This window comes from Streptomyces sp. NPDC058632 (assembly GCF_042717095.1).
Taxonomy (GTDB): Bacteria; Actinomycetota; Actinomycetes; order Streptomycetales; family Streptomycetaceae; genus Streptomyces.
On record NZ_JBHXQZ010000039.1, the window covers coordinates 26,441 to 42,766 of the forward strand.

A 16,326-nucleotide genomic window follows, 5' to 3' on the forward strand; every position below is an offset into this window, starting at 1 on the left:
TTCTCTCCAAGATCCCTGGGAGTCTTCCGTGTCCGTACGTTTGCCCCGTGCCCGTCGTGCGCGCCTGAGCCTGTTCACCGCCGGCACCGCTTCCCTCGCGCTGCTCGCCACCGCCTGCGGCGGCAGCGGCGGGGGCTCCTCGGCCGCGCCCAAGGACTTCAGCCACCTGAGCGTCACCGAGAACACCACCGTCAAGACCGCACTGACCACGATGTCCAAGGGCGCCTGCAAGACGGCGAACGACGCCCTGCCCCTGAAGGTGGAGACCGTTCCGCAGGCGAGCCTGGACCAGAAGCTGCAACTGCTGGCCGGCCAGAACGCGCTGCCGGTGCAGTTCGCGGCGGGCAACGCCCCGGCGCTCACCCAGCAGTTGGCGAAGTCGGGCAAGGTCGCCGACCTGGAGAAGGAGCTCAAGGACCTCGGCGTCCACGACCAGCTGGAGCCGGCCGCCGTGTCCACGATCAAGGCGCTGTACGGCGGCGAGCTGCAGGTGCTGCCGTACGAGTACAACATCGAGGGCATCTTCTACAACAAGAAGCTCTTCCAGGAGAACGGTCTGGGGGTGCCGGGCACCTGGGAGGAGCTGGTGTCGGCCGCGGCGAAGCTTCAGTCGAAGGGCATCCGGCCGTTCTCCGCCTCCGGCCAGCAGGGCTGGCCGCTGACCCGGCTGATCAGCGGTTACCTCTACCGCAGCCTCGGCCCGGACGCGCTGCAGAAGGTCGCCGACGGCAAGGCGAAGCTCACCGATCCCGAGTACGTGAAGGCCGCCGAGGAGATCGCCGAGCTGGGCGAGAAGGGCTACTTCGGCAAGGGTGTCGGCTCCATCGACTACGACACCGCGATGAACGAGTTCCTCGCCGGCAAGGCCGCCATGTTCTACATGGGCAGCTGGGCCCTGGCGAACGTCTCCGACGAGAAGCAGAACAAGGTCGGCACCGAGAACGTCGGCTTCATGCCCTTCCCCGCCGTCGCCGGCGGCAAGGGATCGATCGACCAGTACCCCTCCAACGTCGGCCTCGGCATCACCCTCGGCGCGAAGTCCTTCGACGAGAGGACCGGCGACTGGGTGTCCTGCATCGCGCAGAACTACGGCAGCACCGCGCTGAAGGACCACGGCTCCATCTCCGGCTTCAAGGTCAACACCGAGGTGAAGGACGCCAACGAGGTCACCACCCAGGTCCGCGACACCATCAGCTCCTCGAAGCGGAACGTGCTGTGGTTCGAGGCCCTGTTCAGCACCAGGGCCACCACCGTGTCCCAGACCAACGCGGCGGGCCTGGTCGCCGGAAGCATGAGCCCGAAGCAGTTCATGCAGACCGTTCAGGACGCGCTGGCCGCCCAGTGACCGGCCGGGACGGCTCACGAGTCTCCTCGCGTATCGCCGTGAGCCGCCCCCGCCGCCGACAGCCAGGTCTCTTCAACGGAAACGAACGGGACACCACCCATGCACCGCGTACTCGGTGACCGCAGGGCCGTCGCGCTCCTGCTCGGTCCCGCACTCCTCGTCTACTCGTTGATCATGCTGGTTCCGATGGTGTGGTCGCTCGGGTACTCCTTCACCAAGGGCAACACCATCGACGGCTTCACCGGCAACGGTGTCGCCAACTTCTCCAGACTGCTCGACGACCCGGCCGTCCACGACGCCCTGTGGTTCACCCTCAAGTACGCCGTCGTCGTCACCGCCGGGCAGGTGGTCGCCGGCTACCTGCTGGCGCTGCTGTACGTCTTCTTCCTCAAGCGCGCCTCGGCGCTGATCCGCACGTTGGTGTTCTTCCCCGTGGTGCTGCCCACGGTCGCCGTCGGCCTGCTCTTCCAGAAGTTCTTCCAGGTCGCGCCGCAGACGGGTCCGGTCAACTCCCTGCTGAACGCGGTCGGACTGGAATCCGTCGACTTCTTCGGCGGCGCGGGGAGCGCCTTCTGGGTCCTGGCCGTCATGGACATCTGGCGCTCCATGGGCTTCTACGCCGTCCTGCTCTTCGCCGGCCTGGTCGACATCCCCGACGAGGTCCTCGAGTCCGCCCGCCTGGACGGGGCGACGGGCCTGCGGCTGGTGCGCCACATCGTGCTGCCCCTCTCCCTGCCGGTGCTGATGTCGTCGCTGATCTTCAGCATCAACGGCACCCTGAAGGTCTTCGACTCGATCGTCGCCCTCACCAACGGCGGCCCGGGCAACGGCACCACCCCGCTGACCCTGTACATGTTCCAGACGTCGTTCACCTACAGCGACTACGGCTACGGCAGCACCATCGCCCTGCTGCTGACCGTGGTGTGCCTGCTGGTGAGCCTGGTCGTCTACCGCGTCTCGCGGCGCGACCCCACGGAGGGCTGAGAGCCATGGCCGCCATCGACACACCTGCGAAGCCCTCCGCGAGCCGCCGGAGCCGCATCCCCACCCGGGCGCCTCGTGCCCGGGGAGGCCGCCGCGGAGGCCGCCTGGGGGTGAAGACCGTCGTCGCACTGCTGCTGGTCGTCGAGATCTACCCGCTGATCTGGATGTTCCTGACGTCGCTGAAGTCCAACGACGACTACCTGAACAACTCCACCTGGAGCCTGCCCACGACCTGGGAATGGGGCAACTACACCGAGGCGTGGACCACCGGCAACATCGGCCTGTACGTGCAGAACAGCCTGCTCGCCGTCGTGCCCGCCCTGGCGCTGATGCTGCTGCTCGGCACGGCCGCCGGCTTCGCCCTGCAGATCATGGTGTGGAAGGGCCGCAGCCTCACCCTGCTGGTCTTCCTCGCGGGCATGATGGTGCCGCCGCAGATGATCCTGCTGCCCCTGTTCACGGTGTACTTCCAGACCGGGCTGTCCGGCACCCTGTGGCCGCTGGTCCTCACCTACACCGGCACCGGCCTGCCCCTGACCGTCTTCATGATGGCCACCTACTACCGATCCGTCCCACGGGAGCTGTTCGAGGCGGCCACCATCGACGGCGCCGGCATCCTGCGCGCCTTCTGGACCATCAGCATCCCCATGGTCCGCAACGCCCTGCTCACCGTCGGGCTGGTGCAGTTCTTCTTCATCTGGAACGACCTGCTCATCGCGCTGACCTTCACCAACGACCAGGACCTGCGCACCATCCAGGTCGGCCTGCTCAACTTCACCGGCGACTTCGGCGCCACCCAGTACGGTCCGCTCTTCGCCGCCATCTGCATCAACGTCTTCGGCACCCTCCTGATCTACCTCTTCCTCAACCAGAAGGTCATGAAGGGCCTCACCTCGGGAGCGGTCAAGGGCTGACCACGAGCCCGCCACTTCGCTCGCCCGCTCCCGCACGTGAAAGAAAGGTCCCCCCCTTTGCTGCCCCCTCAGCCCTCCCCGGTGTCCTTCGAACACCTCCCGGACGGACTCGGCATCGGAGTCGCCTCCCCCCGCCTCACCTGGACCCTGCCCGCGGGCACCGGCCGTCAGGAGGCGTACGAGCTGCAACTCGACCGCTCCGGCGACGTCCACCGCACAGGACGGGTCAACAGTGCCGATCAGGTACTGGTGGCCTGGCCCGGTGAGCCGCTGACCTCCCGTGAACACGTGGCCGTCCGCGTCCGTGTCTGGACCCCGGACGCCGGCGAGCCGTCGGCGTGGAGCGAACCGAGCATTGTCGAAGCCGGGCTCCTGGCACCCACCGACTGGCAAGCCGTCCCCGTGGGCGCCGACCGGGACGAGGACCCGGCAGCCGAGCGCCGTCCGGCCCGCGTCCGCAAGGATTTCCGCCTCGACGGGCCCGTCGCCCGCGCCCGCCTCTACGTCACCGCCCACGGCCTGTACGAGGTGGAGATCAACGGGCGCCGCGTCGGTGACGAGGTCCTGGCTCCGGGCTGGACGGTCTACCCGCACCGTCTGCGCTACCGCACCCACGACGTCACCGGCCACCTCACCGACGGCGCCAACACCCTCGGCGCCTGGCTCGGCGACGGCTGGTACCGGGGCAGGTACGGCTTCGACGGCGGCACCCGCAACATCTACGGCACCGACCAGTCGCTCATCGCCCAGCTGGAAGTGACGTACGAAGACGGCACCACCACCGTCCTCGCCACGGACGACAGCTGGAAGGCTGCGCCCGGGCCGATCCTCGCCAGCGGTCTGTACGAGGGGGAGACCTTCGACGCCCGGCTCGACGACCCCTACTGGTCGACCCCGTCCGGGGCCGGAGCGGGGGAGTGGACGTCCGTGCGCACCGGCAGCCGCGACCCGGCCACCCTCGTCGCCCCCCTCGGCCCACCGGTGCGCTGCACCCAGGAGATCACCCCGGTCACCGTCACCCGCACCGACGACGGCCGCCACCTGCTCGACTTCGGCCAGAACCTCGTCGGCCGCCTCCGCGTCACCGTCGACGGCCCACCCGGCACCACCCTCACCCTCCGGCACGCCGAGGTCCTGCAGGACGGCGAACCGGCCACCGGGCCACTGCGCGAGGCGTACTCCGTCGACACGTTGATCCTCTCCGGGCCGGGGCCGCTCACCTGGGAGCCCCGCTTCACCCTCCACGGCTTCCGCTACGCCGAAGTCACCGGCTGGCCGGGCGACTTGACCGCGGACACGGTGACCGCCCGCGTGTACCACACGGACATGCGCCGCACCGGCTGGTTCGAGTGCAGTGACCCGATGGTCAACCGCCTGCACGAGAACGTCGTGTGGAGCATGCGCGGCAACTTCGTCGACATCCCCACCGACTGCCCCCAGCGCGACGAACGCCTCGGCTGGACCGGCGACATCCAGGTCTTCACCCCGACCGCGAGTTACCTCTACGACTGCGTCGGCCTGCTCGACTCCTGGCTCACCGACGTCGGACTGGAACAGCTGCCCGACGGCACGATCCCCTGGTACGTGCCCGTCATCCCGGGCGAGCCGATGTGGACCCCGATTCATCCCGGGGCCGCCTGGGGCGACGTGGTGACCCTCACTCCCTGGATGCTCTACCAGCGTTTCGGCGACCTCGACCTTCTGCGCCGTCACTACCCCATGGCCAGGGCGTGGATCGACCTCGTGGAACGGCTGGCGGGCCCGACCCGCCTGTGGGACACCGGCTTCCAGCTGGGGGACTGGCTCGACCCGGCCGCCCCGCCGGACGATCCGGCCGCCGGCCGCACCGACCGCTACCTCGTCGCCACCGCCTACTTCGCCCACTCCGCCCGCCACCTCGCGCTGGCCGCTGCCGAGTTGGCGGACAGCGCGGATGCAGCGCGGTACGCGGCGCTGGCCGACGAGGTGGCCGACGCCTTCCGACGTCGTTACGTCCTGCCCTCCGGGCGCATGACGAGTGACAGTGCCACCGCCTACGCCGTCGCCATCGCCTTCGGCCTGCTGACACCGAAGCAGCGGCAGGCGGCCGGCGATCGCCTGGCCCGGCTGATCGCCGAGGACGACGCCCGCATCGCCACCGGCTTCGTGGGCACCCCGCTCATCTGCGACGCCCTCACCGGCACCGGCCACCTCGACGTCGCCTACCGCCTGCTCCTTCAGACCGAGTGCCCTTCGTGGCTGTACCCCGTGACGATGGGCGCCACCACCGTCTGGGAGCGCTGGGACAGCATGCGCCCCGACGGCACCCTCAACCCGGGCGGCATGACCTCCTTCAACCACTACGCCCTCGGTGCCGTCGCCGACTGGCTGCACCGCGTCGTCGGCGGCATCACCGCCACCGCGCCCGGCTACCGCGGCATCGCCTTCCGGCCGCGCCCCGGTGGCGGCATCACCTGGGCCCGCACCCGCCACGACACGCCCTACGGAACGGCGTCGCTGTCCTGGGAACTCCGGGCCACCGGGCTGACGGCCCGTATCACGGTGCCGGAAGGCTGCACGGCCACCGCCGAACTCCCCGGCTGCGCTCCGGTCGCTCTGGGGCCGGGCGAGCACGTCCTGGACACGGCGGAACTCGCCACAGAGGCTGCCTGAGCGGCCATCCGACCCGGCAGCAGAGCCCGGCGCACGACTGAAATGCGCCGGGCTCTGCTGTTTTCAAGACGAGTGCGGGAGCTTCCGTATTCGTCCAGCGAATGGTTCCCATCCGTCGCGCTGATAAGGGAGTGCTCCACGCGATTATTCAATTGAAATTTCAGATCGTCTTTCAATTCGGATCCGCTGATATTCCCTGGTCATGGGGGTTGTGAAGGAAAGTGTCGTACGAGGGTTGACCTGAGGAACAACAAGCCATAGTTTCCCGTTCGTTGGATGAAGCACTTCGCGAGACGGTGTCAACGGACGCTGAAATCGTTGCCGTGGGACGCGGCGGCTGTTGTCTCGAAAGAAGTGAAATGAAGGGCGCGCCTTTTTGGGTGCGCACCGTGCGTCACCGTCCTCGGATTCCCATCAAACTGAGGCCGGCCGTGGACCTGACCCCTCGGTCGGCCTCGCCTCCCCCCACCCCCGCGGCGGCGCGTCGAGCAGCCGTCCTTTCCGTCCGGAGAGCCGCTGTGAACAGACGAACGTTCCTCTCTGCCGCCACCTTCACCGCCCTGGCCGTGAGCATGACGCCGGCCATGGGCGACCAGGCGGTCGCCGCCTCCGGCGCCGCCTCGCAGGACCGGGCGGACGCGATGCTCGCCCGGATGACGGCCGCCGAGAAGGAGGCCCTCGTCCGGTGCGACTTCGCCGCCGTCGCCCCCCTGGGCATCCCGGCGCTCACCATGGTCGACGCCTCGGCGGGGCTGCGGGGCGAGAAGGGCGTGACCGCCTTCCCCGTGCCCGCGGCACAGGCGGCGACCTTCGACGAAGACCTCATGGGCCGTATCGGGCGGGCCGTCGGTGCGGAAGGTCGCGCCAAGGGCTACAACAACCTTCTCGGCCCCACCGTCGACCTGACCCGCACCTGGCGCTTCGGTCGTCAGGCCGAAGCCATGGGGGAGGACCCGCTGCTGGCCGGCCGACTGGGCGCGGCCCTCACCGTCGCCATGCAGAACCGGCATGTGGCGGCCACCGTCAAGCACTTCGCCGCCTACACCCAGGAAGCCAACCGCTTCTTCACCGACACCGAGGTCTCCGACCGCGCTCTGCACGAGATCTACGAGGCGCCCTTCCGCCGCGTCGTCGCCGCCGCGCCGACCACGTCGGTGATGATGGCCTACCCGAAGATCAACGGCATTTTCGCCACCCAGAACCCCGCCCTGTTCGACGACCTGAAGAAGAACATCGGCCTCCAGGGTCACACCGTGCCCGACTTCTGGGCCGGCGACGACCAAGTCGCCGCCGCCCGCGCCGGAATGGACCTCGCCGGCCTCGGACCCGGCGCCGTCAACATTCCCGCGGGCTCCCTCACCGGCGGCGCGATACCGGCCGCGCGGCTCGACGACGCCGCCCGCCGCATCCTCGTCACCATGTACGCGAACGGCCTCTTCGACCATCCTCTCCCCACACCGGCCGGCAACGTCAGCACCGAGGAACACAAGAACCTCGCCCACGAGACCGCGGTCGCCTCCACGGTGCTGCTCGCCAACCGTTCCTCGGCGCTGCCGCTTCCCGCGTCACTGAAGACTCTGGCCGTCGTCGGCCCCGCCGGTACCGACACCCTCACCGGCGTGGCCGGCTCCACCTACGTCGACCCCGGCACCTGGACCACCCCCCTGGAGGCGATCCGCACGCGGGCCGGTGGCTCCGTCGCGGTCACCCACGCCCAGGGCACCAAGGGCGACGTCCCCCTCACCACGATCCCCTCGGGCGCCCTGCGCACCGCCACCGGGGCGGCCGGGCTGACCGGCACCTACTACGCGGGAGCCGACGCCACCGGCACACCGGTCACGACCCGGACCGACCCGACCGTCGACTTCACCACCGCACCGGTCGAGGGACTGCCCGCGGTGTGGTCGGCGAAGTGGACCGGCACCCTGCTCCCGACCACCACCGGCCTGCACCGCTTCTCCCTGCTGCCCGCCGGAACCACGTCACTGAAGATCAACGGAGGGACCGTCGTCTCCGGCACCCGGCAGATGCGCCGCTTCTTCCTCGGCCCCTACGACTATCCGCTCCAGGGCACCGCCGAACTGACCGCAGGCCAGGCCGCCACCGTCGAACTCACCTACACCAACGCCACCGCGGAGCCCGGCACCTGCGGCCTCACCCTCGGCTGGCAACCCGACTCCCTCATCCCCGCCGCGGTGGCGGCGGCCCGGGCGGCCGACGCGGCCGTCGTCTTCGTCAACCGGGTCGCCGGCGAAGCCATGGACCACGAGCGGCTCGAACTGCCCGGCGACCAGGACCGGCTCATCACCGCCGTCGCGGCCGCCAACCCGCGCACCGTCGTCGTCCTCAACACCGACGGTCCCGTCGCCACCCCCTGGCTGGAGGACGTGGAAGCCGTCATCCAGGCGTGGTACGGCGGCCGCGGCGCGGGTACCGCCGTGGCCGCCGTCCTCTTCGGCGACAGCGACCCCGCCGGCCGCCTCCCGGTCACCTTCCCCGCCGACGCCGCCCAGGGACCGGGCACCACCCCCGCCACCTACCCCGGCACCGACGGCACCGTCTCCTACGACGAGGGCATCGCCGTCGGCCACCGCTACTGGGACAGCAAGGGACAGCAGCCCCGCTTCCCCTTCGGCCACGGCCTGTCCTACACCACCTTCACCCACGGTTCCCTCGAAGCCGCCTACGACCCTGCGGCCGGGAACGTCACCCTCGCCGTCACCGTCACCAACACCGGCCGGCGCCGGGGCACCGAAGTCGTACAGGTGTACGCCACGCTGCCGAGCGCGGCAGCGGCGGAACCACGCCGCCTGGTCGCCTTCCGGAAGATCACGCTCCCGCCGGCGGGAGCCGAACGGCTCCGTCTCACCATCCCCGCGCAGGACCTCACCGTCCGGAAGCCGGACACCTGGACCCTCGTACCCGGGCGCTACACCTTCGCGACGGCGCGTTCGTCCCGCACCTTCACAGCACGGCGGACCCTGACCATCGGCTGACCCCCTCGGCGCCTTCCGTGTGACGCCCCCGCCGGTGCGGGGGCGTCACACGGACCGTACGCCGCTGTCCACCGGCCGGCCGACGCCGGCGGTGAGCCGCCAACACCCTGTCGATCATCGTTCGGAGCCCGTTCGTGCAGGTACCTCACGCCTCTCCCGCTCAGCCCTCGCACTCATCCTCGCAACCGCCCTGCCGGTCGGCTGCTCCCTCCCCGGCGCGCCGCCCGCACGCGAAGCCGACGGCGCTGCCGGTCGCATACAGGTGACATGACGGGGCAGACGTCTGTCCATCAGCCAATCGAGCAACCAAGGGAGCCGGTCGTGATAGTCGTCGGCATTGTGGGTGTATGTGTCGTCCTGGCCGTGCTGGCCTTCCTCGTCCCCCGTATCTCCCGCCACCCCGAACGCGGCACGCAGCGTTCGCTGGGCGCAGGTGCGCGCGTCGGCGGTAAGGCGCCCGGCATCTTCGGCAGGCTCTTCAGCAAGCCGTTCCACACCAGTTCACGCGCTGTGGGCCGCAGCGGCGCGGCCGGCCGCCGCACCCGGGGCCGACTGCCCTTCTGACCCGGTCCGTCCGATCCGCACGGTTCCAGTGGTCCTGTGAGGCGCAGGGGGTTCGCGAAGGTGCCGGCGGCGCGGGCCGCCCGGGAGGCGGCGGAGAATGCCGCCGGGACGGCGTACGCCGACGCGGTGTCGGCGTACGCCGTCCTGGAGCGGGACGAGTCGGGGGAGGCGGTCCGCGCGGTCACTTCGGGTCGCGGTTGAACACCGCCTTCGACCAGCGGTAACCGAGCGCCGCCAGGCCCAGGCACCAGACGATGGTGATCCAGCCGTTGTTGCCGATCCCGGTGCCGAGCAGCAGTCCCCGCAGGGTCTCGATGGCCGGGGTGAAGGGCTGGTACTCGGCGATGGGCCGGAACCAGCCCGGCATCGCGTCGACCGGGACGAAGGCGCTGGAGATGAGCGGGAGGAAGATCAGCGGCAGTGCGTTGTTGCTGGCCGCCTCGGCATTCGGGCTGACCATGCCCATCCCGACCGCGATCCAGGTGAACGCCAGGGCGAACAGCGTGAGCAGCCCGAACGCCGCGACCCACTCCAGGGCCGTGGCGTCCGTGGACCGGAAGCCGATGGCCACGCCGACGGCACCGACGAGAACCACGCTGATGACCGACTGCAGCACGCTGCCGATGACGTGTCCGACGAGCACGGAACCGCGGTGGATCGCCATCGTGCGGAAGCGGGCGATGATGCCCTCGGTCATGTCGTTGGAGACGGACACCGCGGTGCCGACCAGGGTGCCGCCGATGGTCATCAGCAGGATGCCCGGGACGAGATACGCGACGTACTCCGAGCGGTCGGCGCCGCCGCCGCCGATGCCCGCGCTCATCACGTCGCCGAAGACATAGACGAACAGCAGCAGCAGGACGATCGGCGTGAGCAGCAGGTTCAGGGTGAGGGACGGGTAGCGGCGCGCGTGCAGGAGGTTGCGTCGCAGCATCGTGGACGAGTCGCGCACGGCGAGGGAGAGAGAGCTCATCGGGCAGTCTCCTTGGGCTGGTTCGGCCGGGTGGGCACGTTGGATCCGGTCAGGGCGAAGAACACGTCGTTGAGGTCGGGGGTGTGCACGGTCAGCTCGTCCGCCTCGATGCCGGCCGAGTCCAGCCGGTCGAGGATGGAGCGCAGTTCGCGCTGGCTGCCGTCGCTGGGGATCTGCAGCGCCAGTGCCTCGTCGTCCCCGCCGGCCTCGCGCAGGGCGGCGGCGGCGGACCGGTACGCCTCCGGGTCGGTGAACCGCAGCCGGACGTGTCCGCCGGGGACGATCCGCTTCAGCTCGTCGGCGCTGCCCTCGGCGGCGATCCTGCCGTCGTTCAGCACCGCGATGCGGTCGGCGAGCTCGTCGGCTTCCTCCAGGTACTGGGTGGTGAGGAAGACGGTGACGCCGTCGGAGACGAGCTCACGGATGATGCCCCACATGGTGTGGCGGCTGCGCGGGTCGAGGCCGGTGGTCGGCTCGTCGAGGAAGATGATCCGCGGTCCGCCGACCAGGGTCATGGCGATGTCGAGGCGGCGCTTCATGCCGCCCGAGTAGCTCTGGGCGGGCTTCCTCGCGGCGTCGACGAGGCCGAACCGCTCCAGCAGCTCGGCGGTGACCCGCCGGCCCTCGCGCTTGGACAGGTGGTGCAGGTCCGCCATGAGGAGCATGTTCTCCTCGCCGGTGATCAGGCCGTCGACGGCGGAGAACTGCCCGGTGACGCCGATCGCGGCACGTACCCCGTCCGGTGACGTGGCGACGTCGTGCCCCGCGACCTGGGCCTGCCCGCCGTCTGCGGTGATGAGCGTGGAGAGGATCTTCACGGCGGTGGTCTTGCCGGCGCCGTTCGGGCCGAGCAGCGCGAACACGGACCCGGCCGGGATGCGCAGGTCGATGCCGTCGAGCACGGTCTTGTCGCCGTACGACTTGCGCAGGCCGACCGTGGAGACGGCGGCCGGCGACGGGTGACCGTCGCTCTGCATGGGCATGACAGATGAAGGCATGGGGCCCTCCGTTTGGAAGCCGAAGTGGGTGGGAGGTGCGGCCGGTCGCGGGTGTGGGGCTCAGACCTTGGCGCGGCGGATGTCGATGTTGCCGTGCCGGGTCCGGGCGCGGACCTCGACGGTGTCCTCGGTGTCCTTCGGGGACTCGGACGCGGTGAGCGTGTTGCGTACCTGGCCGGAGCCCGAGCCGACGTCCAGCCAGGCGGCCGTGCCCTCGCGGACGCCGACCTCGATGGCACCGGAGGAGGTCTCCAACTGGACGGTTCCGCGAGCCACTTCACCCACCCGCAGGGTGCCGTGGGCGGTGGTGGCGGTGACCGAGTCCTCGGCGCGCCGGATCTCGATGTCGCCGTTGGCGCCCCTCACCCGCAGCGCGCCGATCGCGGCGCCGACGGTCGTGGTGCCGTGCGAGTTCTTCAGGACGGCGGGGCCGTCGACGAGGCCGACGCGCAGGCTGCCGGAGCTGGTGGCGATCTCGGCCATGCCCTCGACCCGCTCCACGGTGATCGAGCCGTGCGACGCGGTCAGCTGCAGCGGGCCGGTCGCATCGAGGCGGACGTCCCCGGACGAGACCTTCACGCGGACCTCGCCGAGACGCCCCTCGCCGAGCACCTGGACCCAGGCGCCGGTCATGTCGACGCGCGAGCCGGTGGGCAGTTCGACCGTCACGTCGACGGTTCCGGTGCGGCCGAACAGGCCGGCCTTGGGCGTCCTGACGGTCAGAACGCCGTTCGCGTACGTGACCTCGGTCTGGTCGGCCGTCCGCACGTCCTGGTCCTTCTTCGGGTCGCGGGGCCGTACCTCGACGACGGTGTCGAGGCGGTCGTTCGCGGTGAACTGGATGGAACCGGCCTCCACGCGTGCCGTGGCCGAGATCGCTTCGGGAGTGTCGAAAGAAGGCATGGCTGTCCCGTCCTCTTGGGTCTTCAGGTCGTCCCCGCTGGTGGGGCGTGGTGTGAGTGAAGTGGTTCGGGTGGAGTGGTGCGGGCGGGGTGCGGTCAGCGCACCCAGCCCGTGAAGCTCTGTCCGACGGTCCGGGTCTTCTCCGCCGTGCGCGGCCGGGTGCCGCCGTCGACCGCGGCCGACACGGCGCGCACCAGCCACGCGTTGACCGACAGGCCCTCGCGGGTCGCGGCCTCCTCGGCGCGGGCCTTGAGGTGGGCTGGCAGACGCAGGTTGACGCGGGCGGTGCCGCCCTCGTCGCCGTCGGCCGGGACCGGGGTCCCGAGTAGTTCGACGGGTGCGGCCGGCTGCGCGGGGGCGCCACTGTCGGTGGGCGGCAGAGTCACCACGAAGTCGGGGTCGAGCCCGCGCAGCCGTACGTCGACCGAGCCGGGGGCGAGTTCGCGGGTGATCTCGTCCGTCGCGGCGGAGAGCACGTTGAGCATGGCCAGCCGGGTCGCCGACTCCAGGGGCGCGGTGAGCCTCTCGGCCAGCTCGCGGGCTTCGTCGCCGCCGGCTTCGGCAGCCACCGCGAGTTCGCGGCGGAGGGCGTCGACATACGGGGTGAGGTCCATGGCGCCACTATGGCACCGTAGTGGTGCCATGTGCAAGCCCGAACGGTGCCTTGTGTGGGGGCAAGTTCAAAGATGGTCGCTCTACCTGCGGAAACGCGAAGAGGGTGGCTCGATTCACGGTGGCGCCATGCCCGCTCGTGGGCTCTTGGGGGACGCGGAGTGGTGCCAGGTGACACCGGATGGCACCATCCGGTGCCATGTGGTGCCGCATGCCGGGTCAGCGTAGAAGCAGTTGGACGATGGCGACGGTGCCGACCACGACGATGAAGATCCGCAGGATGCGCGGGGGGAGCCGCCGCCCGACCTTCGCGCCCACCTGGCCGCCGATCGCCGAGCCCACGGCGATGAGCAGGACGGCGGTCCAGTCGAAGTCGGCGACGAACAGGAAGAACAGGGCCGCGATGCTGTTCACGACGGCGGCGAGGACGTTCTTGACGGCGTTCAGACGCTGGAGGGTGTCGTCGAGCAGCATGCCCATCAGGGAGAGGTAGATGATCCCCTGGGCGGCCGTGAAATAGCCGCCGTAGACGCTGGCGAGCAGGAGTCCGCCGAAGAGGAGGGGGCCGCCGTCGCTCCTGGTGACCGCGCCCGTGCGCGCACGGCGGCGCTGGACACGGGCGGAGACACGGGGCTGGAGCACGACGAGGACCAGCGCGAGCGCGACCAGCACGGGGACGATCGTCTCGAAGGCGGTCGCGGGGAGCGTGAGCAGCAGCATCGCCCCGGCGAGTCCGCCGACCGCCGCGGCCACGCCGAGCCGCAGGACGAGACGGCGCTGGCCCTTGAGCTCCGCCCGGTAACCTATGGCGCCGCTGACGGAACCGGGGATCAGCCCGAGGGCGTTGGACACGGTGGCGGTCACCGGGGGCAGCCCGGTGGCGAGCAGGACGGGAAACGTGATCAGCGTGCCCGAGCCGACGACGGTGTTGATGGTGCCGGCGCCGATTCCGGCGGCGAAGACCGCCAGCGCCTCCCAGATGGACAAGGCCATCTCCTTCGGGGTTCGGTGAGTCGCCTCCCCGCCATGAAGGTCGGGGGGCCACCACCGATCATGCACGAAGGGGGTGAATGTCCGGGCGGCCGGGGCATCACATGGTCATGTCACCCGGTCCCCGGGTCGGAGGCCGGCCGTGTGGTCGGGGACGTACGTCTGGAGATCGCGGGGCGGACGCTGGTAGCCGGTGGACGGCGGGCGCTCCGGCAGCTCGATGACCGGCGGCTCCACCTCCTGGTAGGGCACCGTGCCCAGCAGGTGGGCGATCATGTTCAGCCGCGCGCGGCGCTTGTCGTCGCTCTCCACGATGTACCACGGTGCCTCGGTGATGTCGGTGTGCACCAGCATCGCGTCCTTGGCCCGGGAGTACGCCTCCCAGTTGGTGATCGACTCGAGGTCCATCGGCGACAGCTTCCAGCGGCGCAGCGGATCCTCCAGCCGCTTGCGAAACCGTGTCTCCTGCTCGGTGTCGCTCACCGAGAACCAGTACTTGCGCAGCAGGATCCCGTCCTCCACCAGCATCCGCTCGAAGATCGGACACTGGCGCAGAAAGCGCTGGTACTCCTCCTTCGTGCAGAAGTCCATGACCCGCTCGACGCCGGCGCGGTTGTACCAGGACCGGTCGAACAGCACGATCTCGCCGGCGGCCGGCAGATGCTCGACGTAGCGCTGGAAGTACCACTGGGTGCGCTGGCGCTCGGTCGGCCTGGGCAGGGCCGCGATCCGTGCCACGCGCGGGTTGAGGTGCTCCGTGACCCGCTTGATGGTGCCGCCCTTGCCCGCGGCGTCCCGGCCCTCGAAGACGACGACCAGCCGGGCCCCCTCCGCCCGCACCCACTCCTGGAGCTTCACCAGCTCCGTCTGCAGCCGCAGCAGCTCGCTCTCGTACGCCGCACGGGACAGCTTCGTCACCTTCTTGCCGGCCATGCCGCCGCCTCCACCGCCCGGTGACCCGAGCCGTCGGCGGCCGGGTCACTCTGCCCAAGGTCTCCAAGGTCTCCAAGGTCTCCAAGGTCGAACACCCGGACGCCACCGTACTGACCGGCGAGGATCCGCGCATCCGGCGCGGCGGCGGCAACCGGGCGGCCGGCGCGGCGGCGGTAGACCACGTACGGGCGGACGAGGTAGCCGACCGGCGCGCTCCACACGTGCACCAGGCGGGTGAACGGCCAGACCGCGAAGAGCGGGCAGGCGGTCGGCGCGTGGAGCTGGAACAGCAGCGGGGCGTCGGCGATCGCCTCGGGCTTCGGAGTGAGGGCGAACAGGCCGCGGAACCAGACGGAGACGATGGAGCGGTAGTCGTAGCCCTCGCCGAGGACGTTGTGCGGTGACCGCCCGGGCAGGCCCATGAATGTGGCGCGCATCACGTCACCTCGATTGAGTCGGGCACCGGGACAATGTCCGTACCACCACGTGACGCTCGAGATCCGGATGTGAGGATGAGTCCGCCATGACCAGTGGGTGGTGTTCTCGCACGGTACGGGCAGCGGTGTTCGCGGCTGTCTGTGTGCTGCTCGCCGCCCTCGGCCACGTCCTGATGTCGAAGACCGCGGTGCCCTGGTGGGCCCTGGCGGCAGGGGCGGCGGCGACCGGCGTCACGGCCTGGCTCCTGGCCGGCCGCGAGCGCGGGCCGTGGCCGGTCGGCTCCGTCGCGGTGGCCGCGCAGACCGCCCTGCACACCTTGTTCGCCTTCGCCCAGGCACTCGTCCACCCGGACCCGTCGGACGGAGGCTCGCTGCTCGAGCGCGGACTGGGCAGCCTGCTGATGCGCCCGCACGCCGCGCCCCAGTCCATGGGTGACGGTATGGGGGGCGGCGGGGCCGGGGGCGGGACGGCTGGCACCCCGCATGTCGCGTACTTTGACCACGCCGCCCACGCCGCCCACTCCATGGCCACGGACGGCATGTCGTCGACCGGGATGCTGGCCGCCCACCTGCTGGCCGCGCTGGTGTGCGCCCTCTGGCTCGCACACGGCGAACGCGCGGCGTTCCGTATCCTGCGCGCCTTCGCCGGCCGGCTGCTCGCGCCGCTGCGTGGACTGCTGCCGCGGTTGCCCGCGCCGCCGGACCGCCCACGCGTCCGCGCGCGCCGCGCCGGCCGGGACCGGATGCCGCGCCGGCTCCTCCTCACCCACGCGATCGCCACTAGGGGTCCGCCCGCCGGGGTCGCTGTCGTCTGACGACAGCCGGTTCCCCGAGGCATCCCGGAGCCCGGCGCGGACCGACGGATCGACGCGCACTCGCGCAGTCGGGCCGTCGGCCGCCGGTGTTCCCCGCCCCGGGCACCGGCCGGGCGCTTCCGTGCCCGGCCGTCACCCCACCCCTCACCGGCACCGCCGCGTCGCACCCGTCGGGTCGTCGTGCCTGCCGCGCCGGTCGCACCGCTCGCG

At 70.7% G+C, this 16,326-nt stretch carries 14 protein-coding genes and 1 pseudogene; 8 read left to right on the top strand and 7 right to left on the bottom strand.

The window, feature by feature from the left end; genetic code table 11:
• The first annotated feature begins 28 nt into the window (after positions 1–28).
• The 7 genes from ACFWVE_RS17020 (at position 29) to ACFWVE_RS17050 (ending at position 9,656) form a co-directional block, all read left to right on the top strand.
• Positions 29–1,345: an ABC transporter substrate-binding protein gene (locus ACFWVE_RS17020; protein ID WP_384014302.1), complete on the top strand. Its 1,317-nt coding sequence runs from the start codon at positions 29–31 to the stop codon at positions 1,343–1,345.
• A 99-nt stretch (positions 1,346–1,444) separates the two neighbouring features.
• Positions 1,445–2,329, top strand: coding sequence for a carbohydrate ABC transporter permease (locus ACFWVE_RS17025; RefSeq protein WP_384014305.1), 885 nt, complete (start codon positions 1,445–1,447; stop codon positions 2,327–2,329).
• A gap of 110 nt (positions 2,330–2,439) precedes the next feature.
• Positions 2,440–3,243, top strand: coding sequence for a carbohydrate ABC transporter permease (locus tag ACFWVE_RS17030; RefSeq protein WP_384014308.1), 804 nt, complete (start codon positions 2,440–2,442; stop codon positions 3,241–3,243).
• A gap of 81 nt (positions 3,244–3,324) precedes the next feature.
• Positions 3,325–5,895 (top strand): family 78 glycoside hydrolase catalytic domain, encoded by a 2,571-nt coding sequence (locus tag ACFWVE_RS17035; RefSeq protein WP_384014311.1) that lies wholly within the window; start codon positions 3,325–3,327, stop codon positions 5,893–5,895.
• Positions 5,896–6,413: 518 nt separating this feature from the next.
• Positions 6,414–8,891 carry a glycoside hydrolase family 3 protein gene (locus ACFWVE_RS17040; protein ID WP_384014314.1) on the top strand — a complete coding sequence of 826 codons (2,478 nt, stop codon included), beginning with the start codon at positions 6,414–6,416 and terminating at the stop codon, positions 8,889–8,891.
• A gap of 321 nt (positions 8,892–9,212) precedes the next feature.
• On the top strand, positions 9,213–9,455 hold the full coding sequence (locus tag ACFWVE_RS17045; RefSeq protein ID WP_384014317.1) for a DUF6411 family protein: 243 nt from the start codon (positions 9,213–9,215) through the stop codon (positions 9,453–9,455).
• Positions 9,456–9,491: 36 nt separating this feature from the next.
• Entirely contained in the window at positions 9,492–9,656 is a 165-nt protein-coding gene (locus ACFWVE_RS17050; protein WP_384014319.1) for a hypothetical protein, read from the top strand.
• On the opposite strand, the gene ACFWVE_RS17055 is transcribed toward ACFWVE_RS17050, so the two are convergent.
• From ACFWVE_RS17055 to ACFWVE_RS17085, 7 genes and pseudogenes are all read right to left on the bottom strand, one after another.
• Entirely contained in the window at positions 9,637–10,428 is a 792-nt protein-coding gene (locus ACFWVE_RS17055) for an ABC transporter permease (protein ID WP_384014322.1), read from the bottom strand. The two genes, ACFWVE_RS17050 and ACFWVE_RS17055, sit on opposite strands and share 20 nt — an antisense overlap.
• A complete protein-coding gene (locus tag ACFWVE_RS17060; RefSeq protein ID WP_384014325.1) occupies positions 10,425–11,426 on the bottom strand; it encodes an ATP-binding cassette domain-containing protein in 1,002 nt (333 codons plus the stop codon). The genes ACFWVE_RS17055 and ACFWVE_RS17060 overlap by 4 nt, the downstream gene beginning before the upstream one ends.
• A 60-nt stretch (positions 11,427–11,486) precedes the next feature.
• A complete protein-coding gene (locus ACFWVE_RS17065) occupies positions 11,487–12,329 on the bottom strand; it encodes a DUF4097 domain-containing protein (protein WP_384014328.1) in 843 nt (280 codons plus the stop codon).
• A 95-nt stretch (positions 12,330–12,424) separates the two neighbouring features.
• Positions 12,425–12,943: a toxin-antitoxin system HicB family antitoxin gene (locus ACFWVE_RS17070; RefSeq protein ID WP_384014331.1), complete on the bottom strand. Its 519-nt coding sequence runs from the start codon at positions 12,941–12,943 to the stop codon at positions 12,425–12,427.
• 217 nt (positions 12,944–13,160) lie between these two features.
• Positions 13,161–13,928, bottom strand: a complete 768-nt coding sequence (locus ACFWVE_RS17075; protein WP_384014334.1) for a sulfite exporter TauE/SafE family protein — start codon at positions 13,926–13,928, stop codon at positions 13,161–13,163.
• 111 nt (positions 13,929–14,039) lie between these two features.
• Positions 14,040–14,864 carry a polyphosphate kinase 2 gene (gene ppk2 / locus ACFWVE_RS17080; protein ID WP_384014337.1) on the bottom strand — a complete coding sequence of 275 codons (825 nt, stop codon included), beginning with the start codon at positions 14,862–14,864 and terminating at the stop codon, positions 14,040–14,042.
• Positions 14,846–15,265, bottom strand: a pseudogene (locus tag ACFWVE_RS17085) (respiratory nitrate reductase subunit gamma); the annotation flags it as partial. The pseudogene ACFWVE_RS17085 and the gene ppk2, both read right to left, overlap by 19 nt.
• 122 nt (positions 15,266–15,387) lie before the next feature.
• On the opposite strand from ACFWVE_RS17085, the gene ACFWVE_RS17090 reads away from it, so the two are divergent.
• Entirely contained in the window at positions 15,388–16,116 is a 729-nt protein-coding gene (locus ACFWVE_RS17090; protein ID WP_384014340.1) for a hypothetical protein, read from the top strand.
• Positions 16,117–16,326: the final 210 nt, after the last annotated feature.

What these genes read in the sequence shown, in the direction of transcription:
- ACFWVE_RS17055 (WP_384014322.1), bottom strand. Translation starts at nt 10,428, where the DNA reads ATGAGCTCTCTCTCCCTCGCCGTGCGCGACTCGTCCACGATGCTGCGA.
- ACFWVE_RS17065 (WP_384014328.1), bottom strand. Translation starts at nt 12,329, where the DNA reads ATGCCTTCTTTCGACACTCCCGAAGCGATCTCGGCCACGGCACGCGTG.
- ACFWVE_RS17090 (WP_384014340.1), top strand. Translation starts at nt 15,388, where the DNA reads ATGACCAGTGGGTGGTGTTCTCGCACGGTACGGGCAGCGGTGTTCGCG.
- ACFWVE_RS17025 (WP_384014305.1), top strand. Translation starts at nt 1,445, where the DNA reads ATGCACCGCGTACTCGGTGACCGCAGGGCCGTCGCGCTCCTGCTCGGT.
- ACFWVE_RS17060 (WP_384014325.1), bottom strand. Translation starts at nt 11,426, where the DNA reads ATGCCTTCATCTGTCATGCCCATGCAGAGCGACGGTCACCCGTCGCCG.
- ACFWVE_RS17070 (WP_384014331.1), bottom strand. Translation starts at nt 12,943, where the DNA reads ATGGACCTCACCCCGTATGTCGACGCCCTCCGCCGCGAACTCGCGGTG.
- ppk2 (WP_384014337.1), bottom strand. Translation starts at nt 14,864, where the DNA reads ATGGCCGGCAAGAAGGTGACGAAGCTGTCCCGTGCGGCGTACGAGAGC.